Origin of the sequence: Lysinibacillus sp. FSL M8-0355, assembly GCF_038008985.1 — a bacterium.
GTDB classification, from domain to species: Bacteria; Bacillota; Bacilli; order Bacillales_A; family Planococcaceae; genus Lysinibacillus; species Lysinibacillus fusiformis_D.
Genome location: NZ_JBBPAI010000001.1, coordinates 378,079 through 404,382 on the forward strand (window position 1 = coordinate 378,079; position 26,304 = coordinate 404,382).

Genomic DNA, 26,304 nt, shown 5'->3' on the forward strand with positions numbered 1-26,304 from the left:
ACATGTTTATCTACGAGAATTCCTTTTTCTTTTGATGCCATCATTTAGTAGGTCGCAAAATTCAATTCATAAATGGTACGAGGGCGACCTTGTTGATGGGTCATTTCCTCACCGACAACGTTTGCATAACCATTATCAACTAATTTTTTGATAATACGTTCGGTTGTTCGTCGTGTAACTTGAAGATATTCAGCAAGATTTTGTGATGTAAATTGTGCGGATTGTCGATCATGGCTGAAATTGATTAGTTTAGAGATATTTAATGGACTGAGGCTTGTTAGCTTAGCCATTTGTAAAACGTAGGGATCATCTGTTTTTAAAGACACTTTACCTTCTGAATTCGGAAAAGGTCCTAATAGATTTTTATGTTCATCAAGAATGAAAATCTCGAAAGGCTTCGTAAATGTTAAAGCTTGCTGTGCATTTTGTGTTGCTTCCAAAATGGAGTAACCATAACCGAATGCTAGCTTAAATGGTTGTTCGATTTGTTGTATTAGTTCTTCTAGGCTGTCTTTTTCTAGTGCATTTTGTAAATGACCTGCGGTTGTGTAGAGCTCAAAGGTGTGGGCAGCAATTTGCTTGTACGTTGAAAAGGTAGCCTTAGCAATTTGATTTAAAATAGTTGATTCGATTGAAGAATCCCCCTGAATTTCTAATAGACCGACAACGGCTTTAAAGGCTTCGGATTTGGTTAGTAATGACTTGGATTTAGTTTCTTCTAGACATTGCAGAATAGAATTTGTAGTATCTAGCATACGCATTGCGGGTATGTGAAGTGCTTGTAATTCATCGAAAACACTATGAATACTTGTAATGATAAATTCTATACTTTTGGCATTCCACAAGGTGATATGACGCTGTAAAATATGTTCAGTTGGTTCTGTAATCGATATATGCTGAACATGTGGCTTAGGTCCAGTATATTCTATTTCTGTTAAAACATTGTCAACGAATGCTGGATTCATGACATCAATGGAAATTCTATCGATTGCTACACTATGTTTGGCTACTAGTGATAAGAGTGTTGTAGAAATGGCTGTTTCATCTTGTTTAATATAATTCCATGGTATTGGGATTTCCGAAAGTAATGACTGGGCATGTAAATAGGGTAATGTTCCTCCTAATAGCAGTGCGTCACATGGTTTAATTTGCTTCATTAAAGTTGGTGCTTCAGATGGGTGGTTGTAAAGATAAAATTCTAATTGAACATCGGCTATGTTTTGTGCGATACTAATAATACGATTCATAAATGCTTTAGAACAAATAATCGCTATTTTGGTAGACATGGGCATCGTTCCTTTTCTATTTTTTTAAATATTTAACGACGTATTAACGACATATATAACAACAAGGGAGATTGATTATGATGAAAATCCAACAAGTAGAAATCTTTGCAATACATTTACCTCTAATTGATCCATTTATCATTAGTTATGCTACATATGATACAATGCCTTCTATTATTTTGAAAGTGACTACCGATACAGATATTGTGGGGTACGGGGAAGCAGTTCCTGATGAGCATGTAACAGGGGAATCATGGGAAAGCACATATGCTGTGCTAAAACATCAACTTGCTCCTGCGGTTATTGGAGAAAATCCAATGGCTTTTGAAAAGCTGCACGAAAAAATGAATAAAATTGTAAAAGACGTACCAGCTGCAAAAGCAGCACTTGATATTGCTTGCTTTGATATCACTGGGAAAGCATTAGGAGTCCCTGTATACCAACTTTTAGGTGGACGTTATCATGACAAATTCCCAATTACCCATGTATTAAGTATTGGGACGCCTGAAGAGATGGCAGAAGAGGCTGCTAATCGAGTAGAAATGGGCTATCGTTCTTTTAAAATGAAAGTAGGCACAGAGGTAACTCGTGATGTTGCACGCATTAAAGCAGTACGTGAACGTGTAGGTGAAGATATTGCTATCCGAGTGGATGTAAATCAAGGGTGGGGCAATGCGTCTACTACCTTACAGGGTTTACGTGCTATGAAGGATTTAAACATTGATTGGTTAGAGCAACCGGTAGATAGTGAAGATATTGATGGAATGGTTGAGATTAAATCAAAATCCGATGTGTCATTAATGATTGATGAAGGACTTCGTGGTGTACGTGAAATGCGTGAAATTATTGCCAAGCGTGCCGCTGATAAAGTAAATATTAAGTTAATGAAGTGTGGTGGCATCTACCCTGCGATGAAGCTAGCTGTCATGGCAGAGATGGCGGGAATTGAATGTCAAATTGGCTCCATGGTAGAATCATCTGTTGGCTCTGCTGCAGGTTTTCATGTAGCATTCTCTAAGAAAATTATGACAAGTGTAGAGTTAACAGGCCCGCTAAAATTCTCTAAAGATGTAGGGAATCTACATTATGATGTTCCATTTATTTGCTTAAATGAACAGGCTGGGCTAGGTGTAGAAGTGGATGAGGATGTAATCCAGGAACTATGTAAGTTCTCAACTGTTGTAACAGCCTAAGGAGGCGTAATATGGAAAAGATTTATGAAGGTATGCTTGATAAGACGCCGTTTTTTGTCATAAAATTAACGCCTCAGCATTTACAACAAATTGAGGAGTTACAGGTTGAAGTTTATGAAGCATTAGCAGATCAAAGTATCTTGCAGCCTTTAAGTACAGAGGAATTTGAATATATTCTAAATGGCAACGGTATGATGATTGGTGCTTATGTAGAGGACGAATTAATTGCCTTTCGAGCACTGTTAAATCCGCCTATTGATGAGGAACATCTAGGCTATGATTGTGGAATTACGGAAAATGAATTTCAGCGTGTTTTATATCAAGAAATATCGAATGTTTCACCGAAATATCGAGGTTATGGCTTACAAAAAACATTGGCTACAGTCGTAATGAATGCGATTGATTTAGAAAAATATGATTATGTTTGCTCCACTGTAAAGCCATATAATATACCAAGTTTAAAAGATAAATTTTCGCAAGATCTCGTTATTAAAGGCTTGAAAATTAAATATGTTGATAAGCTCCGTTATATTTTCTATAAAGACTTACAACAGGAATTGTCCCCAGTATTTACTGACAAACAAATAATATCAATGGGGGATACAGCCGCACAACAGCAACTGCTAAAACAAGGCTTTCTTGGTACGAGGATGTTTGAAGAAAACAATGATTGGTTTGTTGTATACGAAAAATAAAGTAAAGCCTTACCCTTCGCATAAATTGGTGGAGGGTAAGGCTTTTTTACGAGAGTCTATTATTTCTTCATTGGACAAAAGCCACAGGCCATTAAACCAGGGATATCTTTAGAAAAACAACAAGATTTTCTAACAGGAATATTGATTAAATTCGTAGGGCTCTGACAGCCTGTATATTGCGCCCACCAAGATTTATTTGAGAAGCGTGCCCATGTTTCTGGATTTTCTAAAGCTTCAATATCGTCCATGGCTTGATCGGCCAAGCCTGGATTAGATAACAAAACATGATAGTGCCATAGCAAATAACCAAAGAAGTTTTCCCAAATGGTAAGAGGGGAAATCGATGTTACTTTACGAAGCTGTTGAACAATCACATGGCCATCATAAAGGATTTTCTCAATGACCGCTTGACGTTCATCTTCCTCAACATAACGCCAATCATTTGGATTGGCGAACATGGCAACGGTAAAGCTATTGAATTCCTTTGCAGCATCGAAACGTAATTCGAGTGGCTTGCCATCCCATACCTCATCATAAGCGGCAAGCATATAAAATTGCATAGCAAAGAACATACCATAGCGGCGAGCAAAATGAGAAATAGCGGCCGTTTCTGTTGCGGCATCTGTTATACCCATCATGAGGTTCAAAAAATCAGGATGGTAAAAATCTTTATGTATATCAGCTAATGTAAATAAAGTCCGCTTAGGTTCAGCTGTGTAGATGCTATAGGAATTTAATTGTTGAACTTGATCCATCGTTAAAGCTGGCATGGTAATCCTCTTTTCCTTTGAACTCTGTTAATTTCATTATAAAGTAATCAATTTTGCTTCACAAATGGAATGTCATGCAGTAAAATAAATTAAACATATCTGAAAGGTGGGTTTTAGAATGTCAGTGCCTCATGCAATTCCAAGACCACTCGTTCGACTGAATCAATGGATCATTCTTTTAAGTGTTATCTTTACATGGCTAACAGGGGTTACATGGCTTCTAGTCATTCCACTGACTGCAAATTTATTGGGTATTATATGCCATTATAACCCTATTATTCGTGTCGGTAAGCTATTTCTAAAAAAGGCCCCATCTGCTTATATACCAGAGGATGCACAACAGCAAAAATTTAATTCCAGCATTGCTAGCTTTTGTTTAGGGGTAGGCTTGTTAGGTTATATGTTGAATTGGGCTGTTGTCGGTTATATCTTTACTAGCATGGTGGCAATCGCATCATCTATCGCAATCGCAGGTTTTTGTATTGGTTGTTTTCTACATTTTCAATTGAAGCAATGGCAGTACCGTCGTTCATTAAAAAAATCTTTTTAAAAAAGGGAAAAATTTTATTAGATTATTGTTGACAATTTAATTGATAATGATTATCATTATCGTATAAAGATTATTCCTCCGCTACAATACAGTGTAGAGAGGATGAACTTTAGCTACTTTTCTCCAGAAGTTTGCTAGTTCATGATTACGCTCCTAAAACCCCCCTCATTTTTTGGGAACGTGAAAATCTCAGACGACTCATTCTATTTAATAGGATGGAGTCGTCTTTTTTGTTGGTAAATTTATTACGCCTACTAAAAAAACAGCCCATAAAAGGACTGTTAGGAAGATATATTCTGTTGAACAGCATTTTTTTTCCCAATGATCATAGTATAGTAACTATGTAATAGCATACCTACGATGATGACGCCCAGACCTGCAAGTGCAATAGGGCTAGGGAAGGCTATACCTAATAATAAAACCTCACCGATAATAACAAATAAAATTTCTGTTGATTGGGTTGCTTCCACAGCGGCTAGTTTCCCTTGATGGTCTCTTACACGATCGGTTGCTATGAAAAACAATACTGTTGCAATGACACCTGAACTAATTCCTACGAGTAATGATTGGAACATCTGACTTGCTGAGGGCAGTCCAACTGTAAGACTGGCATAAATAGCTATGATGATCCATGCTGGCATTGAAGCAATGGTCATACCAAGTACTCGTTGAAAAGTATCGATCCGTCCCCCGCAAATCTCCATCATCTTGCGATTACCAAGAGGATAGGCAAATGCTGCGACGATGACAGGTAAAATACCGAGCATTAAACTTCTAAACGAAACCGATTGGGCATGAGGTATTTGTATAAGTAGAATACCTACTAAGATGACACATGAAATTAGAAGAGATATGAAAGGTATTTTTTGACGTATTGTTTTACCCGCAATAACTGAAACAAAGAGGGGAGCTAATAATACACCAGCAACAATTGTAAATTGCCATGTGCCAGAAACCAACCAACCTGGACCAAACGCTGCGGCAAAGGTTAATGGTGCATAGAATAAAACAAATCCAACAAAGCTCCAAAGTAACCAAGCTATAGGCTGTGCTTTCATTTCACCTGAAAGCTGTGAAAAGCCTTTGCGATAAAAGACAATGATAAGTAAAAAGGGTAGCATGAAAAAGAATCTTAGTGATGCACTCCATAGCCAACTGCCACCTTGCATTTCCATTGCGTGATTTAAAATAAAAGTCACGGCAAAGAAAAGAGAAGCTAAAATGCCTAAGGCAATTTCTTTCATATCGTTCACCTCAATTTGAGTTTAGAGCTTAAACCCTTTATGTAAATTGAAAATTCAGTAATTATTGCTAAAAAAATGACGAAGAAAGGAAAAGCCTTTCTTCGTAACGATGAGTATTGTTCTTTAGCGTGAGTCTAGAATCATTGAACTTACTCGAAAATTCATCAGAAATAAGATAGACTAATTAGCTTGTTGTTCAAAGAGCTGAACGATTTCAATAATAACTTGTGTTGCCTTTTCCATTGTTTCAGCAGATACATATTCAAATTTACCATGCATGTTTTCGCCACCAGCGAAAATATTAGGTGTTGGTAAGCCCATATAGGATAATTGTGAACCATCTGTACCACCACGAATTGGTAAGGTATTTGGTGTAATATCTAATTTTTCCATTGCGGCACGTGCGATATCAACAATTTCTTTTACAGGCTCAATTTTTTCGCCCATATTGTAGTATTGATCTTCAATAGTAATACTTAGGGCATGTTCGCCATATTGTGCTTGAATTTTTGCAGCCGTATCGAGCATTAATTGTTTTTTCTCTTCGAATTTTTGACGATCATGGTCACGCACGATATAAGATAGCTCAGTATGCTCAAGAGCCCCTTTAAAGCCCATTAAATGAATGAAACCTTCATAACCTTCTGTCTTTTCAGGAACTGCGTCAGCAGGCATTTCATTTTGGAAGGCAATGGCCATTGTGATAGCATTCACCATTTTATTTTTCGCAGAACCAGGGTGTACACTTGTTCCATTTGTAACAACCTTTACGCCAGCGGCATTGAAGCTTTCGTATTGTAGCTCACCAAGTGGTCCGCCATCCATTGTATAGGCATAGTCTGCTCCAAACGCGGCAATATCAAATTTATGTGGGCCACGTCCAATTTCCTCATCTGGTGTAAAGGCTACACGAATTTTTCCATGTTTAATAGTAGGGTTTTTAATGAGGTATTCCATCGCTGTTATAATTTCAGCAATACCAGCCTTATCATCAGCCCCTAATAACGTAGTGCCATCTGTTGTAATAAGTGTCTGACCCACGTAATTTTTAAGCTCAGGGAAGTCAGTTGGGGACATCACTAAATGTTCATTTAACTGAATATCTCCACCATCATAATTATCTATGCGCTGTGGATTCACATTTGTGCCCGTGTAGTCGGTAGCTGTATCAACATGGGCTAAAAAGCCGATAGTTGGTACTTCTTTATCTGTATTAGCCTCTAATGAAGCAAATAAATAGCCATTTTCATCTAATGTAATTTCTGTTAAGCCAATTTCAGCAAGTTCGTCTTTCAGGACATGTAACAGGTCAAATTGTTTTTGGGTAGAAGGAGTTGTTTCGCTTGTGAAGTCTGATTGTGTATCAATTTTTGCATAGCGTATTAATCGCTCGATTACTTGTTCTTTCATAAGTATGGCCTCCTAATGTGTATATGTTAAAATTCTTTGTGCATTCACAAAGTTGATTCTGGGCGCATTATGCCAAGGCATAATTGATATTATTGTAACACTTTACTTCGGATTTCGGAATATTGAAGGATACTTAATGCAATAAGTAATTGAGCGCTATAATAAGTTAGCATGATTACTTCGTGTGAAAAAGCTAGTGGCGTGACAAATTTATTAATAGCTAAATAAGAATCAGAAGCAATAAATAACAGAGCACCAATTGTCGCCAATGTAGAATCGGTTTTTATGGCCGTCCATCCCATAGTGAGAATCACTGAAATATAGGCAATCACTGCGATACCAAGTATCGTTTCACCTGTTTTAAAGACAGACCCTGCAATCCAGATGGCCATGCTCGCTCCGTAAAGCAGTAAGAGTATTTTTGCCCACGTGGGTACTTGCCGCTCGTTTGCGGTAGAGAAAGCAAAAATATAAAAGACATGACCTATAAGAAAGCTAGTCAGACCAATTAAAAACCACTGCAATGTATAGTCCCCAATCATACAAAATATAAGCCCAGCAATAATTAAAAGTTGGTATTTTTTAATATGTAATGGCTTCTGAATCGCAGCTAAAATAATGATGAGCAACATGGGAATCACTTTAAAAATGAGTTTTAAACTTTCGGCAATATGGGAAAAGAGAAATATATAATAAAGACCAAATAAAATAATGAAACCTATTAGAAATTTTTTTAACAAATTTTTCAGCTCCTTTCCTTTTGAAATTCAATATTTATGGTAGAATTCCTTTCTGTACAACGTATGTATGAAACTTTTTTAGTATGTAACCGTAAATAAGTAGACAGAAAGCTGAAGAGAGGATGAACCAAATGACTAAGCTACTGATAGCTTCTGCAGTCATTGCATTGATCGCGAGTGTGTTAGTGACACCGCTTATTACAAAGAAGCGAGAAGATGGTAAATCAAGAAAGGTGATTGGATACTTTTTTATTGGTGTCTTTGTACTAGGATTTTTAGCTACTGCAATCACTCTATATGTAACAAAAATTGATGTAAACTGGCTTGTTTTTTGGCCTGCTATTATTTTATTAACGTTAGCTGGCGCCCTGCTTGCAAGTGGTATTGAACGGAAAATAAAAGGTATTTTATTTTTAGCAAGTTTAGGCGTAGCTGTGTATGTATTATCGGCTCCTCTATGGAATGCTAATGAAAAATTTGAATCCTCAGAAATGAAGGAAGAAGTTGAAATAAAACCATTCGATGAGACACAAACACCTGCAAGTGTACCACCGAAATTTGCTCGCAATAAAATGAAAAAAGCTTTCGGGCAAGTGCCAAACACTAGTTACTATGAGTTAGGACGCTTACAAATCCAAAAAGTGAAGGGTGATTATGTTTATATCGCACCTGTTGAATTTTCAGGATTCTTTAAATGGATGAATGGGGATACAACACCTGGTTACTTTATTATGAGTGCCACAGATTCTGCAGATAATCCTAAATTCGTTAAAGAGGAAATGAAATATGTTCCTTCTGCATATTTAAATGCTAATTTAGAACGTCATATGCGTTTACAACATCCATTCCTTATTTTTTATGGAGACGTTCAGCTTGAAGTAGATGATGAAGGTAAGCCTTATTACATTCGTTCATATGGTGAATTTATTACTGCGCGTAATGGCTTTGATGTGAAAGGGATTGTTTTAGTTGATGCACTAACAGGGAAATCGGAAACGGTTGAACTGGACAAAATACCTGAATTTATTGATGGTGCAGTTTCACCAGAGACAGTAAGTTTACAAAACAGTTATTTTGGTAATTATGTTCACGGTTTTTGGAACAGTATGTTTGGTAAAAAGGATGTAAAGATCCCTTCCGATGAAGGAACAGAATCGAATGTAAGTCCAATTTTCGATGAGAAGGGTGATATGTATTACTTTACTGATTTTACAAGCCCTAAAGAAGGCGTAGATTCAATGTTAGGCTATTCCTTAACGAATGCTCGTACAGGGGATGCCACATACTATACAGGAAATTTAGATTCAAGTTATATGGATTCACAGGGTAATTTACAAATTATCGAGAAGAAATTTATTGAGAAAAAATGGACTGGTGAAATGCCAGTGTTATATAATTTTTATGGTGAAGCAAGCTGGCTGACTGCGGTGCTAGATTCCAACGGCTTTTTACAAAACTACTTCATCGTGTCTGCTGCCAATCCTGAAATATCTGTTTATGCTACTACTCCTAAAGAGGCACTAAAGCTATATAAAACGGCCTTAAGTCGTGGAGGAAATACAGTAGATGGTAGCTCAAATGCGGAAGAGAAACAAGTGAGCGGGAAGGTAATGCGTGTTTACAAAGAACGTCTAGGTGATTTTACAATGGTATCTTTCTTATTAAATAATGGTGAAAATTATTTAATTAGTGCCGAAACAGAGCCTTTAGCAATATATTTACAAGAAGGTGATGAGGTCATTCTCACATATGGCGATACAGGTGAACAATTCTTGCCAGTTCGATCCCTCATGATTAAGGGATTACAATAAAAGAACAAAAGACGATCTTCGATATATCAAGATCGTCTTTTATTATGTGGATTTGTCCTCTTGAATAAAGGTTAGCATTTTTTTTTTATGGTTCATAAAGAGTGTTTTTGCGTGGTCATTTAATGTAAAGATTTCATGTAAATAGCCTTGTAGTAATCTATTTTCGTACGCAAAAGAATGCGTGGATTCGCGTTCTAAAATATAGGATAAAAAAAGAGTATGTAAAACAGCTACTTCTAAATTTTGTGTATTGGTAATAAATTTTAAGTTGAGAATAGAGGTATGGGAAACGAACTGATTAACATAATCAATAGCCTGTTTATACAGTGTCAAATCAACATTCGGCTCTAATCGTTTTCTTAGCTGTGTACATGCATTATTTAATTCCTCTATTTTTAAAAATAAACCTCTTACACTTCTTTTATGTTGTTGTTCTAAAGTACGAGCAAGATGTTTATTGATATTGGACATTATTCATTTAACTCCTTTCATCCATTAGGGATCATTTATTAATATGAATGGAATAGCTGGAAAAGGGAAGAGGCTTTTCGTTTAATTTATTGGTGAACTTACTATCTATATCGAGACAAAATCACTAGCCTTAATATCGATGAGTAATAAAATTATGAAAAAAATGGGGTTCTAATCATACGATAGTAACCCCATTTATATTTGGTTATTTCCAGTTAAATCCTTTTGTAGCTAAAAACTCTTTAATATGAGGACGTCGTTGTTCGACTAAAAAATCAGCCATTTGTTTAGTCCAATTATCAATTTTTCTGTTTGATGAACGATTATTGTAATACATTTCCATTGTCTCATTATAAGCTGGTAAAAGCTCTTCATACTTTTCAACATTGTATTCATTTTCATGTAGTATGGCAGATACAGGTAAACGTGGTTTTACTTCATTGCGACGAGCTGGGACACCGATTGTCAGACCGAATAATGGGAAAATGTGATCAGGTAAATTAAATAATTCACTTATTTCAGAAGGTTTATTTCGTACTCCTCCAATATAGCAAATTCCATACCCCATTGACTCTGCTGCAATAACAAAATTCTGTGCAAATAATGAAACATCTGCGACACCAACAAGGACATTTTCAGCTGAATCAGCCACAATGTCTACTCCCTCTAATTTTCCTGCCATTTGAAGACGCTTGAAATCGACGCAGAAGACAAATGCACCACCTGAAGTTTCATATTGACGTGGGTTACCAGAGAGTAAACCTAATTTTTCTTTTTTATCTGCATCTGTTACCCATATAACACTATAGGCCTGCACAAAATGGGATGTTGCAGCCATTTGTGCTGTTGCGATCAAATCTTCGATGATTTCCTTTGAAATTGGTTGTCCATCATAAATACGTACCGATGAATGATTGCGTAATAATTCTTTAACCATTTAAAAACTCTCTCCTTTATGCGTGCTTTATATCAAGAGCATAGCACGCTTTGTCGCCAAAATCGAATGAAAAAAAGATAGATAGTTATATTTAAATAGTTTACAAATGTAGAAATTATCTCGTAAAGTAAAATATTTCATTTAATATAGATTAAATATTCTAAATAGTTTAAAATTATTGAAGCGACTGTTTATTTGGTTGTGCTACCAAAAAATACAATTTCTTTATTCAACGAATGTGAGTGTTTATCTGATGCAACATTATTTGGATAAAGATATAGCTTCTGACGAATGTCACACATTTAATGGAACCAAATATGCAAGTTGAACAAAAATATAGTGGGATGGGGGAATAAGGAATGGAAGAAAAGTTAGCGAAAAAGCTTCGCCATGAACAATTGCGGAGCAAGATTGTAACAGCAGAAGAAGCAGCATCTTGGATTAAAGATGGTATGGTATTAGGGATGAGTGGATTCACACGTGCTGGCGATGTAAAAGTCGTACCTCTTGCACTTGTAGAGAAAGCTAAAAAAGAGAAATTTCAAGTAGATGTCTTTACAGGTGCATCACTTGGTCCTGAAGTAGACCAATATTTAGCAGAAGCAGGTGTCATTCGTAAACGAGGCCCTTTCCAAGCAGATGCTGGTATTCGTAATAAAATCAATAGCGGTGATATCACATTTGTAGATGCCCATCTTTCTCATAATGCTGAACTTGTTCGCCAAGGTATTATAGGTCCTATTGATTTTGCGATTATTGAAGCTGCTGCCATTACAGAAGACGGCTTATTAATTCCTACAACTTCAGTTGGTAACTCTCCGATTTTTGTACAAGAAGCAGACCAAATCATCATTGAATTAAATGTAGCACAGCTTGATGCATTAGAGGGAGTGCATGATATTTTCGTACCTGCGCCACAAGGTAAGCGTGATCCAATTCCTTTGCAAAATGTGTCTGATCGTCTTGGTATAATTGGGATTCCGCTAGATTTAGATAAAGTAAAGGGCATCGTTATTTCAGATATATTAGATGCGCCATCAACAATTGTTCCTGCTGATGAGGAGACAGATGTAATGGCGAATCATTTATTAAATTTCCTACGTGAAGAGATTAATGTAGGTCGCTTAACAACGAGCTTGCGACCAATTCAATCAGGAGTAGGCTCAGTAGCAAACGCCGTATTGTTAGGCTTTAAAGATTCTGAGTTCGAGAACTTAGAAGTTTATTCAGAAGTTCTACAGGATGCAGTATTTGAATTAATCGATGCAGGGAAAGTAAATTTCGCTTCCGCTACTTCTATTACCCTTTCAGAGCAAGTAGGAAACCGTGTTTATGGGAACTTTGAAAAGTATGCTGATAAATTAGTATTACGTCCACAAGAAATTTCCAATCAACCAGAAATTATTCGTCGACTCGGACTTATTTCAGTGAATACAGCATTGGAAGTTGATATATACGGCAATGTTAATTCAACACATGTTTCTGGTACAAAGATGATGAATGGCATTGGAGGGTCTGGTGACTTTGCACGTAATGCACGTCTAGGGATTTTTGTGACGAAATCGTATGCTAAAGGTGGCAACATTTCAAGTATTGTCCCTATGGTTTCACATGTGGACCATACTGAGCATGATGTGGATGTCATCGTAACTGAGCAGGGTGTAGCTGATTTACGTGGGCTTGCCCCGAAAGAGCGAGCGGCGCTTATCATTGATAATTGTGCACACCCCGATTATCGTGAGCAACTATGGCAGTATTATAATGATGCCAATGAGGCGACTGGTGGACATCATACGCCACACGATCTAGAAAAAGCACTGTCATGGCATGTTCATTATGCAAAAAGTGGGACAATGAAGGACCCTGCGTTTACGAAACAATAAAATACCATCATTAAAGCCTTGAAGGACAATTGTGCTTCAAGGCTTTTTGTTGTGAGCATATTAGAGTTTTATAATAATCCAATCCATTTCCAATAAGTAGCTGAGAACAGAAGAATTAGAAGGAAGCCGATAATCGTTAATGGAATACCAGATTTCAAGAAATCCTTTGTTGTAAATGCTCCTGTCCCATAGGCAAGCATATTTTGTGGTGCGCTAATTGGTAATAGGAAGCCAAAACTTATGACGAATTGTTGCACGATGACAAAGCCAACCTGATCAACATTCGTTGTTAATGTAGAGGCTAGTACGATGAATACAGGTATCAGTGCAGAGGCTAAGCTTGTTGCACTTGCAAAGCCTAAATGAATTAAAATATTAAATAATGTTACGAGTGCGATGGTTGCTAGTATTGGCATCGTATCTAGCCCAAGTGAACCAAATACTTTATCGGATAACCATGATGCACCTTCCGTCTTAAGTAAAATGGTTCCTAGCATAATACCTACGGCAAAGACGATAATTGTCCCCCACGGGATATGAGGTTCAACTTCCTTCCATGAATAAACACCGATTTTAGGCATTAATAAAATAGCGATGGCAATAATTGTGACTGTAGTTGTGTCAAAGGGATGCAATTTCCCTTCAGTTGCCCAGAAAAATAGCAAAACGATTGATGTTATGATTAAGCGAATTTCAGGAGCCTTCAATGGGCCAAGCTCTGAAAGCTGTTTTTTGATGACCTCTTTACCACCTTCGATATTGCTAGTCTCAGGCTTAATTAAAGCGATCATAATGAAAAATAGAGCTACAGACATAATGATTGAGAAGGGGGCAGCATAGAGCAACCAAGCACCCCAGGAGATATCCACATTAAATTGTTCCTGAATAAAGTTTAAAGCGACCATATTTTGAGCTGCTGCTGTCTTGATACCGATATTCCAAATGGAAACGGCTTGTACCGAAGTAATAACAAGTAAAGCGGCGAGTCGACTATCGCGTGGTAAACCAAATGCTGCGACCATCCCTAGCAATATTGGTACGACTGCGCCTGCACGTGCTGTGGCAGAAGGAACAAAAAAAGCGAGGGCTATAGAAACTAAAATGGCGCCGAATACGATAGCTTTTGTTTTTGTTCCTACAAGTGAAAGGATCCAGAGAGCAAGCCGTTTATGTAAGTTGGTAATTTGCATGGCTGCTGCTAAAAAAAGAGCTGCTGCTACTAATGCGACAGCGGAATTACTAAATCCACTTAAGGATAATTTTAAAGCGCCAGCAGTTCCTAATTCTGTAGCAGGATCGTCCATTGATGGAGCGAGCCCTAGTAGAACAGTTACAAGTGCAATGATCATGGCTGAGCTAACGGGATAGGACACGGCCTCTGTTACCCATAGGATGACTGCGAATGCTAAGATGGCTAAAGCTCGTTGTCCAGCAATCGGTAAGTCACCGTTATTAGGTAAAAAAGTAATGATGATTAGTAAAGCAAAGGCCAAGCCAATCCATAGTGGCTTTAAATTCCGTTTCGTAGCTGTTTGATTGGGTGAAGACATATTTTCTCATCCTTTCTACGATAAATATGACGATTATTATCCATAACATCGGTTAGTAAAATGTTTTATTAAGATAAGAACTTGTCTATTTTATTGTAAAAAAATAAGTATGCAGAATAGCTGCTTTTTACAGCGATATAAGTAGATAAAGAGAAAATATACGGTCATAAAAAATACAAAAATATCCATTGTAATATTATTTCTTTTTCTTAAATGCAGACGTTACTTTAGGCTCTGTACCCTTCACTAATCGTTGGATATTTTCGATGTGCAGGATAATAGCTATGCCAAAAAGAAGGACAGCAATTATAGTTGGGCCAATTCCAGGAATCCATAAATATGTTGCCGTACAAAAAACGAGATAAAACTCTAGAACACCGACAATTAAATAGTTAGTTGCAAAGGATAAAATGACAAATAAAATAAGTGCAAATAAACCAATCTTCCAATCTACAGCAAGTAGAATTCCAATAATAGAGGCAGTTCCTTTCCCACCATTGAAGCCCATATAAAATGGGAAATTATGACCCAAAATAACCCCTGCAGCAATAATGTAGGTCAGGAGCCATATTTCTCCTTCGGTTAAATGCGGAGCATCTGCTAAATAAAAGTGTGCACCGATAATAGCTACAACGCCTTTGCCAATATCGATTAGGGCTACTAAAACGCCATATTTCCAGCCGAGGGAAAGTGTAGCATTAGAGGCACCTGCATTGCCATGGCCAGCTTTTTTTAAATCAACCCCCGATAAAAATTGTGCCACTTTAGAGCCGTGAATACAGCCAATTAAATATCCAACTAAGAGAAAAATGATCACGGCTTTTACCATAAAAATACTCCTTTCAAATTTTTTTCTAAATTAGTGTATGCGTTCATATTACGTATAAGAGCTGACAGAAGTTTCGGAAAAAATAAAATTTACATATTGACAGAAAAAAACTCTATGTTTATACTGTGTTACAACGATGGAAATTGAATCTCATACTCTTATCAAGAGCGGCGGAGGGATAGGCCCTATGATGCCCAGCAACCAGTAAGTGATGAACTTACTAAGGTGCTAATTCCTACAGATTCTTACTTGGATCTGGCAGATAAGGGGAGGAAAACTTGCAACCGCAACCCTCTTCTTAACAGGAGAGGGTTTTGTTTTCTACACATAAATCCTCCTCATCTCCGGTACCATCGTAAAAAAATAATTGGAGGTACACAATGACAAATTTTAAACCAGAAACATTGCTGTTACATGGTGGTCAAGAGCCAGACCCAGTGACGGGCTCTAGAACAGTTCCTGTCTATCGCTCAACTGCTTTCGTATTTAAGGACACTGCTCATGCGCAACGTCTTTTTGCCTTAGAGGAAGCGGGGAACATTTACACACGGATTACAAATCCGACAGTGGATGTTTTTGAAAAGCGTGTGGCCTTATTGGAAGGTGGAACAGCAGCAGTAGCACTTTCATCTGGTGCAGCAGCTATCGCATTTTCCATTTTAAATCTAGCTGGAGCAGGCGATGAAATAGTAGCAGGTAGTTCTTTATATGGTGGTACGTATAATTTATTTGCTAACACATTACCGAAGTATGGCATTAAAACAATTTTTGTAGATGAAACAAACCCAGAGAATTTTAAGGCTGCGATTACCGATAAAACGAAAGCTGTCTTCGCTGAAATTTATGGTAATCCAAGTTTAAAAGTTTTAGATATTGAAGCAGTAGCTAAGATTGCACATGCTAACAGTTTACCATTAATTATCGATAGTACATTTGCTTCTCCTTATGGTTCCACACCAATTGAATACGGTGCAGATATTGTTGTTCACTCCGCAACTAAATGGATAGGTGGTCATGGTACAACTTTAGGTGGGGTTGTTGTAGACGCTGGTAAGTTTGATTGGACTAGTGGACGATTCCCTGGATTTACGGAACCAGATGCTTCTTACCATGGATTACGTTACGGAATTGATACAGCTTCTGCTGCTTTTGCTACGAAGCTACGCGTACAGTTGTTACGTGACTTCGGTCCAACATTAAGTGCTGACGCAGCGTTTAATTTACTACAAGGTTTAGAAACGCTTCATTTGCGTATCCCTAAACACAATGAAAATGCGTTGGCAGTTGCTGAATATTTACGAAACCACCCATCTGTGGAGTATGTAAACTATAATGGCCTAGAAGATTTTGCGACACATGATTTGGCGAAAAAATACTTGAAAAATGGCTTCGGTTCTGTGCTTACATTTGGCATTAAAGGTGGACGTGAGGCTGGTCGAAAGCTAATTGATAGCGTGAAGCTGTTTTCACATGTAGCAAATGTAGGGGATGCCAAATCGCTCATTATTCACCCAGCATCTACTACACATCAGCAATTATCAACAGATGAATTAATTCAAGCTGGCGTAACCGAGTCGCTCATTCGCTTATCCATCGGTTTAGAGGCAGTAGAGGATATTATTGCTGATTTAGAACAAGCCATTACGCTTGCCACAACAACTGAACAAACTGTAGAAGCTTAAGTTTTAGAACGCAAGGGAAGATGTTGTAGAGTTTACGTATTTTCTCATTCGAATTGCCTCATTTGGCATTGCGTCAAACGTTGCTACATCAACCAAGTATAAAATCCATCAATTATCAGAACTTTTTTAAAAATAAAACCAAGTATTTTTATGTGTATTATTGACTTAGTTAATTCCGTGTTATATACTAGGGAATAAGTTAAGAATACGAAAATTCTTGTTATAAGGTAAATGTTTTCATAAGTGCTCCCCCCACTTTTGAATATATAGAAGAAGAGTGGTCGCATAGCCAGTGACTGCTCTTCCAAAAAAACTGATGATAAAGGAGTGTTTAAAATGGGTAATATCTATAGTGCACAAAACATTGCATCCTATCTAATTTATGAGCTGAATGAAGGTCATGTCTTTGTCAACAATCAATCCATTCAACACTTACTTACATCAGTCGATAAAAAATGGAAGCAAGTCTTTGGTCATACAGCATTTCAAGAGTATGTTGTGGCTGAAGAGGAGGGCTATACTGTAAAGGAAGTTTTTGAGGCATATGAACATTACGGTGTGAGCCATATTGCACTTCCTGCAACAGAGCTTTACTTAAAATACGGTACATTTCAATTAGTGGAACGTACGTATGCAATACCAAATTTTACAGAAGAAGAAATTAGTCTTGTTCAACAAGCTTTAACACATTATCGTTATCAATTGCTTTCAAAAGCAAGTTGAAAACCCCCATATATTAAAGCTCATTCTCTGCTGCTACAGGGAATGAGTTTTTTCTTTAGAGGTCATTAAAATAGTAACAAGATGATGGGTGTCCAAGCATACATATATAATAGAAGAAAGACATTCATATATTTAAATGGAAATAGTCAATTTTTGTTCAAATCTTATAGATCTACTAAAAAAACGTATAATAAAGGGAATGAAACCGATTTCTTTTGCACATCTAGAGAAAACAAATGTCCTTCCTAGAAAGATTTTTCTTGTGCTAAGTATGTATTTGCGTTACAATTTTCTTTAAGATAAATTTAGAATTATTTGAATTTGTATGTGTTCCAACACATACTAAAATAGCGAAACTCGTACAAAGAAGAGTAATTGGCTAAAGCTTGCGGTGGGTGTCCAATTATCATGACACAACCCCATGGAGAAATTAGCTTTGATGAAACTGCGGAATGTAAGTTGGAGGGAATAACAGAAATGGCAACTATAAAGGCAGCGATTTTAGGATTTGGAACGGTGGGTCAAGGGATCTATCATATTTTAAATGAAAAGCGAGAAGAGCTAAAAAATAAATTAGGTATTGAATTAGAGGTAGCAAAGATTTTAGTGACAGATGCTAGTCGTGAACGTGTACCAGGTACAGCGCATTTAATGACGACGAGTATGGATGATGTCTTAGCAGAGCCAGGTATGCAGGTTGTGTTTGAAGCGATTGTAAATGAAGAGCCTGCATACAGTTATTTAAAAAGAGCAGTTGAGCATAAATGTCACGTTGTTACAGCCAACAAAGTGATGTTTGCTAAACGAGGCTTAGAGTTGCAGGATCTGGCAAAAGCAAATGGTGTTTTTGTAGGCTATGAGGCAACTACTGCAGGTGGCGTACCTGTTATTAAAACAATGAAAAATATTTTACTTGTTAATGATGTGAGCCGTATTCAAGGAGTCCTGAATGGCACATGTAATTATATTTTAACAAAAATGCGTGCACAAGGCTGGTCATTCGAAACAGCTTTAAAAGAGGCGCAAAGTTTAGGTTATGCCGAGGCGGATCCATATAATGATATTTCTGGTCAGGATGCCTTTAAAAAATTAATGATTTTAAGTGCTTTAGCTTTCGGAGAGCAACCAGATTGGGCTGATGTAGAAGTAATTGGTATCGATAGCATTTCGGCTGAACAAGTCCATGAAGCGTGTGAAAACGGTCTGCGTTACCGCCATGTCGCTGAAGTGGAAAAAAGGGCTGACGGTAAAATTATCGCTAAAGTTGGTCCTCAACTGGTTGATAAAGAACATCCACTTTATCCCGTTGATGATGTGTTCAACGCGGTAGCGTTAGAGACTAACTATATTGGGACATTAACATTAGTTGGCCCTGGGGCAGGAATGTACCCAACTGCGAGTGTCATGGTAGAGGACTATGCTGAAATCATTGGGAAAAGAGCAGGATTTGTTGTGACAATCTAATAAACTTATTTTTTAAAATTACCCGCCACTCAACAATGTTCGATTGTATGAATGGTGGGTTTTTTTAATCTTCATCTTTCACATCTATATCTTCTGGAATAGGGGTAGAACGCCAAATTTCGATTTCCTCTTTAATACGTTCCAATTGTTTAAAATACGTGCTAAATTGGCCGCTATTGATTAGGGTTTGTTCTCCATCGTAAACAGAACGGATACGCCCCTCATAAACTAGACGCATAATTTGATCCTCAGGCATACCAAGATCAACAGCTGTCTCTGCAATTGTTTTGTACATACGATTCGCTCCTTTTACTGTATATATTATAACTGCCATTGTTGAGAAAGCATACTAGGCTAATTGAAAGAAAAAGTAAAAATGATAATTGTTTGATTTTGGATAAATATGTATTATTAGTATTAATGAAGTAATAAAGCGAGGATGAATTGATAAATGTTAAATCCGTTGTTGGTATTACTAGCAGCCATTCTATGGGGAATGACAGGAACAGCTCAAACATTTTTAAATCAAGGGGTATCTCCAATAGCAGTGGCCACTATTCGTTCTGCAATTGGTGGCGGTCTATTATTAGCCATTACCATTTCATTACGGAAAATTAACTTTCGAAAATGGTCATGGAAATGGACGATTTTAGCTGCAGCCAGTATTGCTCTTTTCCAGGGTCTTTTCTTTTCATCTATCCGTCTAACAGGAGTAGCCATTGGAACAGTTGCGACAATTGGTAGTGCACCAGTATTTTCTGGTGTTTTAGAATGGCTTATTTGGAAAACTCGTCCGACAGCGGTATGGGGACTTGCTACACTGATGGCGATTATCGGATGTCTTTTATTATTTATGAATAATGGAGACGAGTCTGTTCATATAGGTGGATTTGCACTAGCACTTTGTGCAGGTGTGTCCTTTGCATTTTATACAAACATTAGTAAAAAATTAATGGCACAGGAAGAGGCATTGCCAGCAGTCGCCATGACATTCTCTATTTGTACGTTATTTTTACTGCCGTTTTCTTTTGAAAATGGATTTGCTTGGTTAGGGAATACACATAACTTATGGACAATGCTATTCATGGGAATTATGTGTACAAGCGTGGCGTATTTATTGTTTTTAAATGGTCTGCAAAAAATTAGTTCATCATCAGCTGTAACACTGTCATTAGCAGAGCCATTAACTGCTGCCATTCTTGGGGTGTTTTTCATTGGAGAACAATTAAGTATCGTGTCCTGGCTTGGTCTAGCAATGCTACTAGGTGGCATTGTTGTTTTAACCATAGGTGGAAGGAAAAAACGAAAACCTTAAGAAATTCTTCATTTTTATAATAGCTGGTTTTTAAGATTTGAAAGGTACACTGATATTTGAGAGCGAGGTGTATATCATGACGAAATTAACAGTTCTTGTTACAGATGACGATCAAGATATTCGTGATGGTATTGAAATTTATTTAAAAAATGAAGGCTATCATGTCATTAAAGCAGCAGACGGCCAAGATGCATTAGAAAAGCTAGAGAACAATGAAGTACATTTAATTATTTTAGATATCATGATGCCAAACATGGATGGCATTACAGCAACCTTTAAAATTAGGGAGGAGCGCAATATTCCAATTATTATGCTGAGTGCAAAGGCAGAGGATGGCGATAAAATACATGGGCTATCCGTTGGAGCTGATGATTATGTGACGAAGCCATTTCATCCATTAGAACTATTGGCACGAGTGAAATCGCAGTTGCGACGTTATGTGCAACTAGGGACGTATAGTGAAGGAGCGACAAAAGTGGAAATTGACGGACTTGTTCTTGATGAAGATGCAAAAGAGGTCATACTAGAAGGAGAACCTGTTCGACTAACTCCAATAGAATATAAAATCACGGAATTATTAATGAAAAATGTAGGGCGTGTTTTTTCGATACGTGAAATTTATGAACGTGTTTGGAATGAGGAGGCGTACAATGCTGAAAATATTGTAGCTGTTCACATTCGGAAGATACGTGAAAAAATTGAAGCAGATCCGAAAAATCCGCGCTATCTAAAGGTGGTATGGGGCGTTGGCTATAAAATGGAAAAATAAACTAGAGAAGTATATGACGATTGCAGGATTTATAGCAGGTGTTGTTGGGCTCATTTATTTTGGTGTTTATGCCTATCAAATCGTCGATTCTCGCTCCTCAGAGGTTTTGCAATTTTTGGAAAGAATTTTTTAGAGGAGTGTAAGAGGTATGATAAAAAAATGGAAATCCTCTCTAGTGTTAATGTGTTTCATTTGGACAATTTTTGGTATTTTTACTTTTTGGCATGTAGGTTATCAGTATATTGGTAAATCCTATTTCCAATCGGAAAATTTCCAGCATGAAATCGATAATTTCACAGCAGAACTAGGACCGTTAGTGTTAAATGTACCGAATGCCGCAGATTTTAAAGATGAAATAGAAATTACGCAATCAGAAATAGAAGATCATCGTAATTACTATGGTACATTGGGACAGCAAATCGATAATATTAAACAGCAATACGGACAGCGAATTCAAGAAGCAGTGGATGCCAATGCTGCAGAATTACAAATAAAGCTAGAGACTGAACGCGATAATAAGATTAAAGATATTACGGCAAACTTTGAAAATGATGAGCATGTGCGAAAGAAGATTCGTGCTGAAAAAGAAGCATTAATTGATAAATATATTAAGTCAGTACAAGCCGAAGCGAAAAGCTTTGGAAAAAACTATGACTACTGGTCCTATGAGTTGACGAATATTGAAACAGGTAAAATATACCGTGCAGGTGATGTTTCAGAAAGCAGTGCCTATAAAATAAAATATTCTGAGCGAAACCCATTATATGCAGGAAATATTAGTAATAATTTAAGGGATATTTTTTACAGTACAGAAGCATATGTGGATGTAGATAATTTTTATGAAACAGCTGAATATATGGGTGTCTTAACCATCTCGAAAAAAGCAGTTCAATCATTAGGCGTTATGCAGGATTATAATCGTTTTCACCGTAATCAATATACCTTTTTCTTTGTGTGGCTGACTAGTATAGTAACGGCAATCTTTGCATGGAGAGGTCGTAAGGTTGTACTACAAACTGTCACGAATATGAAGGAAAAAGAGATTTTAACTAAGGTAAAGTTTGACTTTCAGGTTATTCTAGTATTGATCACAGGATTTATGTATCTTTTTACTTCCCAAATTGTTTTTGAATCTATTGAATACACTTACGATTACAATTATCAATATAATTATGTACGGTCTATACTAGATTCTGCCTTTAAAATAGCTGTGTTATTCGTTATAGGCAGTGCTTTCTTTGTACAATTAATTTGGCTGTATACAAGAGTGGATACTTTGAAAAAGCTAGAAGAAAATATGAAATCAAGTTATTTATGGTCACTTGGCGATTCGATGACTGATTTATTTATCAATCGTTCTATTGCATTGCATTCATTGGTCATGTTAGCTGCAGCCTTCTTTGGGGGAGGTAGCCTTGTCGCTTCTATGTTAAGAGGAGGCGGTTTTCCAGTTCTTGTTCTTGCTATGTGTATGTTCGTAGGAATTCCTGCTCTGGTTGTTTTCCTATCAAGAATGGGTTATTTAAATCGCATTATGAAGGATACGAAGAATATGGCTGAAGGACGTTTAAACCGAGATGTGAAGGTAAAAGGCAAATCACCGCTTGCAGGTCATGCTGAAAATCTTAACCATTTACGAGAAGGTGTTCGTACGTCCATGCATGAGCAGGCGAAAAGTGAACGTTTGAAAACAGAGCTTATTACAAATGTGAGTCATGATTTACGTACGCCATTAACCTCTATTATTACGTATACGGATTTACTGAAAAAGCCCACTATTACAGACGAAGAACGTCAACAATACATTCAAATTCTCGATAAAAAATCTGAGCGTTTAAAAGTATTGATTGAAGACCTTTTTGAAGTGTCAAAAATGGCAAGTGGCAATATTGAACTCCATCGCAGTCGAGTAGATTTGACGCAGCTTATTCAGCAAGCGGTAGGGGAGCATAAAGAGGATTTGACACAGTCAAGCTTAGATTTACGTATGACGATGCCACACGATCCCATCTATGCATATGTGGACGGTCAAAAATGGTGGAGACTCATCGATAATTTAATTGTGAATGTCTTGAAATATGCGTTAGAAGGAACACGTGTATACGTGACGTTGAAACGTACGGCAGATGGTGATGCTGAATTTACAGTGAAAAATGTTGCGAAATATGAAATCAGTGAGGATGCCGAGGAATTATTTGAACGCTTTAAACGTGCAGATGCTTCAAGACATACAGAGGGCTCAGGACTTGGATTAGCGATTGCACAATCTATTGTCGACTTACATGGGGCAAGAATGAGTATTGATGTAGATGGCGATCTATTTAAAGTAATTGTTCGAATTCCAGCAGTATAATGGAAAGATGGCGACAGAAATTTGCCGCCATCTTTTTATAAGCCTAAATTTTTGGCGATAATGACTTTCATCACTTCGTTGGTACCAGCATAGATGGACATAACAGGTATATCTCTATACCTTCTAGCAATTTTATATTCCTCCATATAGCCATAGCCACCATGCAATTGCATACATTGCGTGGCAAGCTCACGTGCATTTTCTGTGATCCAGTATTTTGCCATAGATACTTTTGTCACAACCTCTTTCCCAGCAATATGCTCTTCAATCAAGGATTCTAAAAATGATTTTCCAAGCTCAATTTTAGTAGCCATTTCAGCAATTTTAAATTTTGTATTTTGGAAGTCGCCAATTGTTTTACCAAAGGCTTGACGTGATTTTACATAGTCTAATGTCAAGGTAAGCATATCCTCTGCGGCTGTTTGTGCAGCAATCGCTACTGCTAATCGCTCTTGCTGTAGCTTTTCCATCATATAGTGAAAACCTTTGCCTTCTTCTCCAAGTAGGTTTTGCACAGGCACTCGGCAATCTTCAAAATAGAGTTCTGCCGTATCTTGGGCATGCATCCCAACCTTTTCGAGCTGTCTTCCTTTTGTAAAGCCAGGTGTACCTTCTTCAATGACAAGTAGACTGATGCCGCGATGCTTTTTCTCCACCTGTGGATTTGTTTTCACTGCAACAATGGCTAAGTTTGTATGAATGCCATTAGTGATAAAGGTTTTTTGTCCATTGACAATGTAAAAGTCACCATCGCGGATCGCGGTTGTTTGTATATTTGCCAAGTCTGAACCTGTACCAGGCTCAGTCATCGCAATCGCAGTGATATAGTCGCCTGAAATACATTTAGGCAGCCAGCGAGATTTTTGTTCATGTGTACCATAAGCCTCGATATAAGGTACGGCAATATCATTATGCAGTCCAATCCCAATAAGACTTGAACCTATACGTTCTAGCTCCTCTTGAATAATAACACCGAAGCTGAAATCCAGACCAAGCCCGCCATACTGCTCCTCGACCTGTGGGCAAAGGTAGCCCATCTCACCGAGCTTGCGCCAAAAGGAAAGTGGAATTAGATGGTCTTTTTCCCATTGAATATAATGTGGCTCAGCTTCTTCAGCTAAAAACTTACGGAAGGTTTTACGAAATAACTCATGCTCTATTGTTTCAAATTTATAACGTGTCATTCGAAATAGCACCCCTTTTTGCTCGTAAATGCGTAAATTTTCTCGTTCATCTATTATGTTACTGGAAGATTTGTAGAAATTAAAGTGGCTTTTAGTGTGAAAATGACGAAAATGTCATCTAAATATGGTGGAATGTCATGTAGAACGAGAGAATCGAAGGAAATAAAAAGGTAAACTTATAGTTGTCATCTGTAATCAGTTCCTATTTTCAGATAGAAGATTATTCAAGGGCTTCAAGCAATATGATTGTTAAGTATAATGATATAATCAACTAAATTATAGAAGAAAGTAGAGGACTAGGTTATGCCAAAAGTAATCGGTGGTATACTTTTAATTAGTATTTATAGTGCGTTGACTTTCTATTTAGGGTGGGGAGTAAAGCAGTGGCTTGTAGCGATGGGATGGTTCCGTTATCCAGTCCTATTTTGGCTGATCCTGTATATTGTTGCTTTTAGTATTATTATCGGAAGATTACATGAGTCTTTACGGTTTTTTTCGGTCATCAGTAATTACTGGATGTTTCTCTTTGAATACGGCTTATTACTGTGTTTAGCTTCACAATTGATTGTTTGGTTAACTCCCTTTAAAAATGTACAAATAATTGGTAGTATAGCAGTTGCTGTCCTAGTTTTGTTAAGTATCATCGGCTCTTATTTAGCTTATTCACCAGTAGTTCGTCATTTAGAAATAACGGTAGCCAAAAAGGAAAGTGAACTAGAATCACTGAGAGCTGTTGTGGCATCTGATTTTCATTTAGGGGTATTATCGCATAAAAGGCATTTGCAACGATTTGTAAACTTGGCAAATGAAGCGCAGCCAGATATTGTATTGTTAGCTGGCGATATCGTGGATGATGATCCAAAATGGTTTGTTCAAGAGGGCATGGCGGATGTCATGAAAGGATTAACATCTACATATGGAACGTATGGGATATTGGGTAACCATGAATATTACGGTAAAAAAATTCCTGAGTTTGTAAAGGAAATGGAAAATGCCAATGTGAAAATACTGCTAGATGAAACAATTCGTATAGAAGATGCGTTTGTATTAACAGGGCAAGAGGATAGGACGAATAAAGAAAGAAAAACACTTGAAGAATTAAAGGTATCTGATAACTTGCCATGGCTTGTGATGAACCATACACCCGATGACTTGGTAACACCAACGGCAATGGGGGTTGATTTACATATGTCAGGTCATACACATAAGGGTCAGCTATGGCCAAACCAGTATATAACGGCTCGGGTATTTGAACTGGACTATGGTTATAAGTTGAAGGAGCATATGCATACACTTGTTTCATCAGGCTATGGCTTCTGGGGACCACCGATGCGAATTGGTAGTAGATCAGAGCTTTGGGTAGTGGATATAAACTTTCAATAGTGTGTGGTAATCTTGAAATGAGCTACCTAGGTGAAATGACAGTAGTATATGAAAACGTAGTA

24 protein-coding genes and 1 riboswitch are annotated in these 26,304 nt (G+C 37.3%); of the genes, 13 read left to right on the plus strand and 11 right to left on the minus strand.

Features of this window, described 5'->3' with window-relative positions:
- Window positions 1-44 precede the first annotated feature (44 nt).
- Window positions 45-1,286 (minus strand): hypothetical protein, encoded by a 1,242-nt coding sequence (locus tag MKY46_RS01890; protein ID WP_058844789.1) that lies wholly within the window; start codon window positions 1,284-1,286, stop codon window positions 45-47.
- 80 nt (window positions 1,287-1,366) lie between these two features.
- Between MKY46_RS01890 and MKY46_RS01895 the strand changes: the two genes are divergently transcribed.
- Window positions 1,367-2,479 (plus strand): mandelate racemase/muconate lactonizing enzyme family protein, encoded by a 1,113-nt coding sequence (locus MKY46_RS01895; RefSeq protein ID WP_340835618.1) that lies wholly within the window; start codon window positions 1,367-1,369, stop codon window positions 2,477-2,479.
- A gap of 11 nt (window positions 2,480-2,490) precedes the next feature.
- Entirely contained in the window at window positions 2,491-3,174 is a 684-nt protein-coding gene (locus MKY46_RS01900; protein WP_036117848.1) for a hypothetical protein, read from the plus strand.
- Between the two features lie 59 nt (window positions 3,175-3,233).
- Here MKY46_RS01900 and MKY46_RS01905 read toward each other — a convergent pair whose 3' ends face one another.
- On the minus strand, window positions 3,234-3,944 hold the full coding sequence (locus MKY46_RS01905) for a Fe-S oxidoreductase (RefSeq protein WP_036117844.1): 711 nt from the start codon (window positions 3,942-3,944) through the stop codon (window positions 3,234-3,236).
- A 118-nt stretch (window positions 3,945-4,062) separates the two neighbouring features.
- Here MKY46_RS01905 and MKY46_RS01910 point away from each other — a divergent pair, with 118 nt between their 5' ends.
- A complete protein-coding gene (locus MKY46_RS01910; protein ID WP_058844788.1) occupies window positions 4,063-4,494 on the plus strand; it encodes a DUF4395 domain-containing protein in 432 nt (143 codons plus the stop codon).
- Window positions 4,495-4,775: 281 nt separating this feature from the next.
- Here MKY46_RS01910 and MKY46_RS01915 read toward each other — a convergent pair whose 3' ends face one another.
- The 3 genes from MKY46_RS01915 to MKY46_RS01925 all read right to left on the minus strand — a co-directional run bounded on the left by MKY46_RS01915 (window position 4,776) and on the right by MKY46_RS01925 (window position 7,888).
- Window positions 4,776-5,738 (minus strand): DMT family transporter, encoded by a 963-nt coding sequence (locus tag MKY46_RS01915; protein ID WP_036117785.1) that lies wholly within the window; start codon window positions 5,736-5,738, stop codon window positions 4,776-4,778.
- A gap of 180 nt (window positions 5,739-5,918) precedes the next feature.
- A complete protein-coding gene (pepT, locus tag MKY46_RS01920; RefSeq protein WP_089933096.1) occupies window positions 5,919-7,148 on the minus strand; it encodes a peptidase T in 1,230 nt (409 codons plus the stop codon).
- Between the two features lie 89 nt (window positions 7,149-7,237).
- On the minus strand, window positions 7,238-7,888 hold the full coding sequence (locus MKY46_RS01925; RefSeq protein WP_036117779.1) for a lysoplasmalogenase: 651 nt from the start codon (window positions 7,886-7,888) through the stop codon (window positions 7,238-7,240).
- 131 nt (window positions 7,889-8,019) lie between these two features.
- Here MKY46_RS01925 and MKY46_RS01930 point away from each other — a divergent pair, with 131 nt between their 5' ends.
- Window positions 8,020-9,699 carry a hypothetical protein gene (locus MKY46_RS01930; RefSeq protein ID WP_036117776.1) on the plus strand — a complete coding sequence of 560 codons (1,680 nt, stop codon included), beginning with the start codon at window positions 8,020-8,022 and terminating at the stop codon, window positions 9,697-9,699.
- 42 nt (window positions 9,700-9,741) lie between these two features.
- On the opposite strand, the gene MKY46_RS01935 is transcribed toward MKY46_RS01930, so the two are convergent.
- Complete coding sequence (locus MKY46_RS01935) at window positions 9,742-10,170, minus strand: hypothetical protein (RefSeq protein WP_058844786.1); 429 nt, start codon at window positions 10,168-10,170, stop codon at window positions 9,742-9,744.
- 205 nt (window positions 10,171-10,375) lie between these two features.
- On the minus strand, window positions 10,376-11,107 hold the full coding sequence (gene chrR / locus MKY46_RS01940) for a class II chromate reductase ChrR (protein WP_058844785.1): 732 nt from the start codon (window positions 11,105-11,107) through the stop codon (window positions 10,376-10,378).
- Between the two features lie 359 nt (window positions 11,108-11,466).
- On the opposite strand from chrR, the gene MKY46_RS01945 reads away from it, so the two are divergent.
- The gene (locus MKY46_RS01945) at window positions 11,467-12,990 is read left to right on the plus strand and encodes a succinate CoA transferase (RefSeq protein ID WP_058844784.1); all 1,524 of its coding nucleotides are present in this window, start codon (window positions 11,467-11,469) and stop codon (window positions 12,988-12,990) included.
- A 68-nt stretch (window positions 12,991-13,058) separates the two neighbouring features.
- On the opposite strand, the gene MKY46_RS01950 is transcribed toward MKY46_RS01945, so the two are convergent.
- Window positions 13,059-14,540: a DASS family sodium-coupled anion symporter gene (locus tag MKY46_RS01950; protein WP_058844783.1), complete on the minus strand. Its 1,482-nt coding sequence runs from the start codon at window positions 14,538-14,540 to the stop codon at window positions 13,059-13,061.
- Between the two features lie 196 nt (window positions 14,541-14,736).
- A complete protein-coding gene (locus tag MKY46_RS01955; RefSeq protein WP_036117761.1) occupies window positions 14,737-15,369 on the minus strand; it encodes a glycerol-3-phosphate acyltransferase in 633 nt (210 codons plus the stop codon).
- Window positions 15,370-15,524: 155 nt separating this feature from the next.
- Window positions 15,525-15,638: riboswitch (SAM riboswitch) on the plus strand.
- A gap of 111 nt (window positions 15,639-15,749) precedes the next feature.
- On the opposite strand from MKY46_RS01955, the gene MKY46_RS01960 reads away from it, so the two are divergent.
- The 3 genes from MKY46_RS01960 (at window position 15,750) to MKY46_RS01970 (ending at window position 19,238) form a co-directional block, all read left to right on the plus strand.
- Window positions 15,750-17,051: an O-acetylhomoserine aminocarboxypropyltransferase/cysteine synthase family protein gene (locus MKY46_RS01960; RefSeq protein ID WP_340810241.1), complete on the plus strand. Its 1,302-nt coding sequence runs from the start codon at window positions 15,750-15,752 to the stop codon at window positions 17,049-17,051.
- Window positions 17,052-17,387: 336 nt separating this feature from the next.
- Complete coding sequence (locus MKY46_RS01965) at window positions 17,388-17,774, plus strand: hypothetical protein (protein WP_141905157.1); 387 nt, start codon at window positions 17,388-17,390, stop codon at window positions 17,772-17,774.
- A gap of 477 nt (window positions 17,775-18,251) precedes the next feature.
- Complete coding sequence (locus MKY46_RS01970) at window positions 18,252-19,238, plus strand: homoserine dehydrogenase (protein WP_340835621.1); 987 nt, start codon at window positions 18,252-18,254, stop codon at window positions 19,236-19,238.
- Between the two features lie 64 nt (window positions 19,239-19,302).
- On the opposite strand, the gene MKY46_RS01975 is transcribed toward MKY46_RS01970, so the two are convergent.
- A complete protein-coding gene (locus MKY46_RS01975) occupies window positions 19,303-19,533 on the minus strand; it encodes an excisionase (RefSeq protein ID WP_036117751.1) in 231 nt (76 codons plus the stop codon).
- A gap of 156 nt (window positions 19,534-19,689) precedes the next feature.
- On the opposite strand from MKY46_RS01975, the gene MKY46_RS01980 reads away from it, so the two are divergent.
- From MKY46_RS01980 to MKY46_RS01995, 4 genes are all read left to right on the plus strand, one after another.
- Complete coding sequence (locus MKY46_RS01980) at window positions 19,690-20,553, plus strand: DMT family transporter (RefSeq protein WP_036117748.1); 864 nt, start codon at window positions 19,690-19,692, stop codon at window positions 20,551-20,553.
- Window positions 20,554-20,629: 76 nt separating this feature from the next.
- Window positions 20,630-21,322, plus strand: coding sequence for a response regulator transcription factor (locus MKY46_RS01985; protein ID WP_036117745.1), 693 nt, complete (start codon window positions 20,630-20,632; stop codon window positions 21,320-21,322).
- Window positions 21,300-21,455, plus strand: coding sequence for a hypothetical protein (locus MKY46_RS01990; RefSeq protein WP_155273172.1), 156 nt, complete (start codon window positions 21,300-21,302; stop codon window positions 21,453-21,455). Before MKY46_RS01985 ends, MKY46_RS01990 begins: the two co-directional genes overlap by 23 nt.
- A 15-nt stretch (window positions 21,456-21,470) precedes the next feature.
- Window positions 21,471-23,675, plus strand: coding sequence for a sensor histidine kinase (locus MKY46_RS01995; protein ID WP_058844779.1), 2,205 nt, complete (start codon window positions 21,471-21,473; stop codon window positions 23,673-23,675).
- A 35-nt stretch (window positions 23,676-23,710) separates the two neighbouring features.
- On the opposite strand, the gene MKY46_RS02000 is transcribed toward MKY46_RS01995, so the two are convergent.
- Complete coding sequence (locus MKY46_RS02000; protein ID WP_058844778.1) at window positions 23,711-24,859, minus strand: acyl-CoA dehydrogenase family protein; 1,149 nt, start codon at window positions 24,857-24,859, stop codon at window positions 23,711-23,713.
- Window positions 24,860-25,162: 303 nt separating this feature from the next.
- Here MKY46_RS02000 and MKY46_RS02005 point away from each other — a divergent pair, with 303 nt between their 5' ends.
- The gene (locus MKY46_RS02005) at window positions 25,163-26,242 is read left to right on the plus strand and encodes a metallophosphoesterase (protein ID WP_058844777.1); all 1,080 of its coding nucleotides are present in this window, start codon (window positions 25,163-25,165) and stop codon (window positions 26,240-26,242) included.
- Window positions 26,243-26,304 lie beyond the last annotated feature (62 nt).

Coding starts and splice junctions, on each gene's coding strand:
- MKY46_RS01910 (WP_058844788.1), top strand. CDS start 4,063: ATGTCAGTGCCTCATGCAATTCCAAGACCACTCGTTCGACTGAATCAA.
- MKY46_RS01965 (WP_141905157.1), top strand. CDS start 17,388: ATGGGTAATATCTATAGTGCACAAAACATTGCATCCTATCTAATTTAT.
- MKY46_RS02005 (WP_058844777.1), top strand. CDS start 25,163: ATGCCAAAAGTAATCGGTGGTATACTTTTAATTAGTATTTATAGTGCG.
- MKY46_RS01950 (WP_058844783.1), bottom strand. CDS start 14,540: ATGTCTTCACCCAATCAAACAGCTACGAAACGGAATTTAAAGCCACTA.
- MKY46_RS01985 (WP_036117745.1), top strand. CDS start 20,630: ATGACGAAATTAACAGTTCTTGTTACAGATGACGATCAAGATATTCGT.
- MKY46_RS01945 (WP_058844784.1), top strand. CDS start 11,467: ATGGAAGAAAAGTTAGCGAAAAAGCTTCGCCATGAACAATTGCGGAGC.
- MKY46_RS01960 (WP_340810241.1), top strand. CDS start 15,750: ATGACAAATTTTAAACCAGAAACATTGCTGTTACATGGTGGTCAAGAG.
- chrR (WP_058844785.1), bottom strand. CDS start 11,107: ATGGTTAAAGAATTATTACGCAATCATTCATCGGTACGTATTTATGAT.
- MKY46_RS01995 (WP_058844779.1), top strand. CDS start 21,471: ATGATAAAAAAATGGAAATCCTCTCTAGTGTTAATGTGTTTCATTTGG.
- MKY46_RS01930 (WP_036117776.1), top strand. CDS start 8,020: ATGACTAAGCTACTGATAGCTTCTGCAGTCATTGCATTGATCGCGAGT.
- MKY46_RS01980 (WP_036117748.1), top strand. CDS start 19,690: ATGTTAAATCCGTTGTTGGTATTACTAGCAGCCATTCTATGGGGAATG.
- MKY46_RS01905 (WP_036117844.1), bottom strand. CDS start 3,944: ATGCCAGCTTTAACGATGGATCAAGTTCAACAATTAAATTCCTATAGC.
- MKY46_RS01895 (WP_340835618.1), top strand. CDS start 1,367: ATGAAAATCCAACAAGTAGAAATCTTTGCAATACATTTACCTCTAATT.
- MKY46_RS01955 (WP_036117761.1), bottom strand. CDS start 15,369: ATGGTAAAAGCCGTGATCATTTTTCTCTTAGTTGGATATTTAATTGGC.
- MKY46_RS01890 (WP_058844789.1), bottom strand. CDS start 1,286: ATGTCTACCAAAATAGCGATTATTTGTTCTAAAGCATTTATGAATCGT.
- MKY46_RS01970 (WP_340835621.1), top strand. CDS start 18,252: ATGGCAACTATAAAGGCAGCGATTTTAGGATTTGGAACGGTGGGTCAA.
- MKY46_RS01935 (WP_058844786.1), bottom strand. CDS start 10,170: ATGTCCAATATCAATAAACATCTTGCTCGTACTTTAGAACAACAACAT.
- MKY46_RS01900 (WP_036117848.1), top strand. CDS start 2,491: ATGGAAAAGATTTATGAAGGTATGCTTGATAAGACGCCGTTTTTTGTC.
- MKY46_RS01915 (WP_036117785.1), bottom strand. CDS start 5,738: ATGAAAGAAATTGCCTTAGGCATTTTAGCTTCTCTTTTCTTTGCCGTG.
- MKY46_RS01975 (WP_036117751.1), bottom strand. CDS start 19,533: ATGTACAAAACAATTGCAGAGACAGCTGTTGATCTTGGTATGCCTGAG.
- pepT (WP_089933096.1), bottom strand. CDS start 7,148: ATGAAAGAACAAGTAATCGAGCGATTAATACGCTATGCAAAAATTGAT.
- MKY46_RS02000 (WP_058844778.1), bottom strand. CDS start 24,859: ATGACACGTTATAAATTTGAAACAATAGAGCATGAGTTATTTCGTAAA.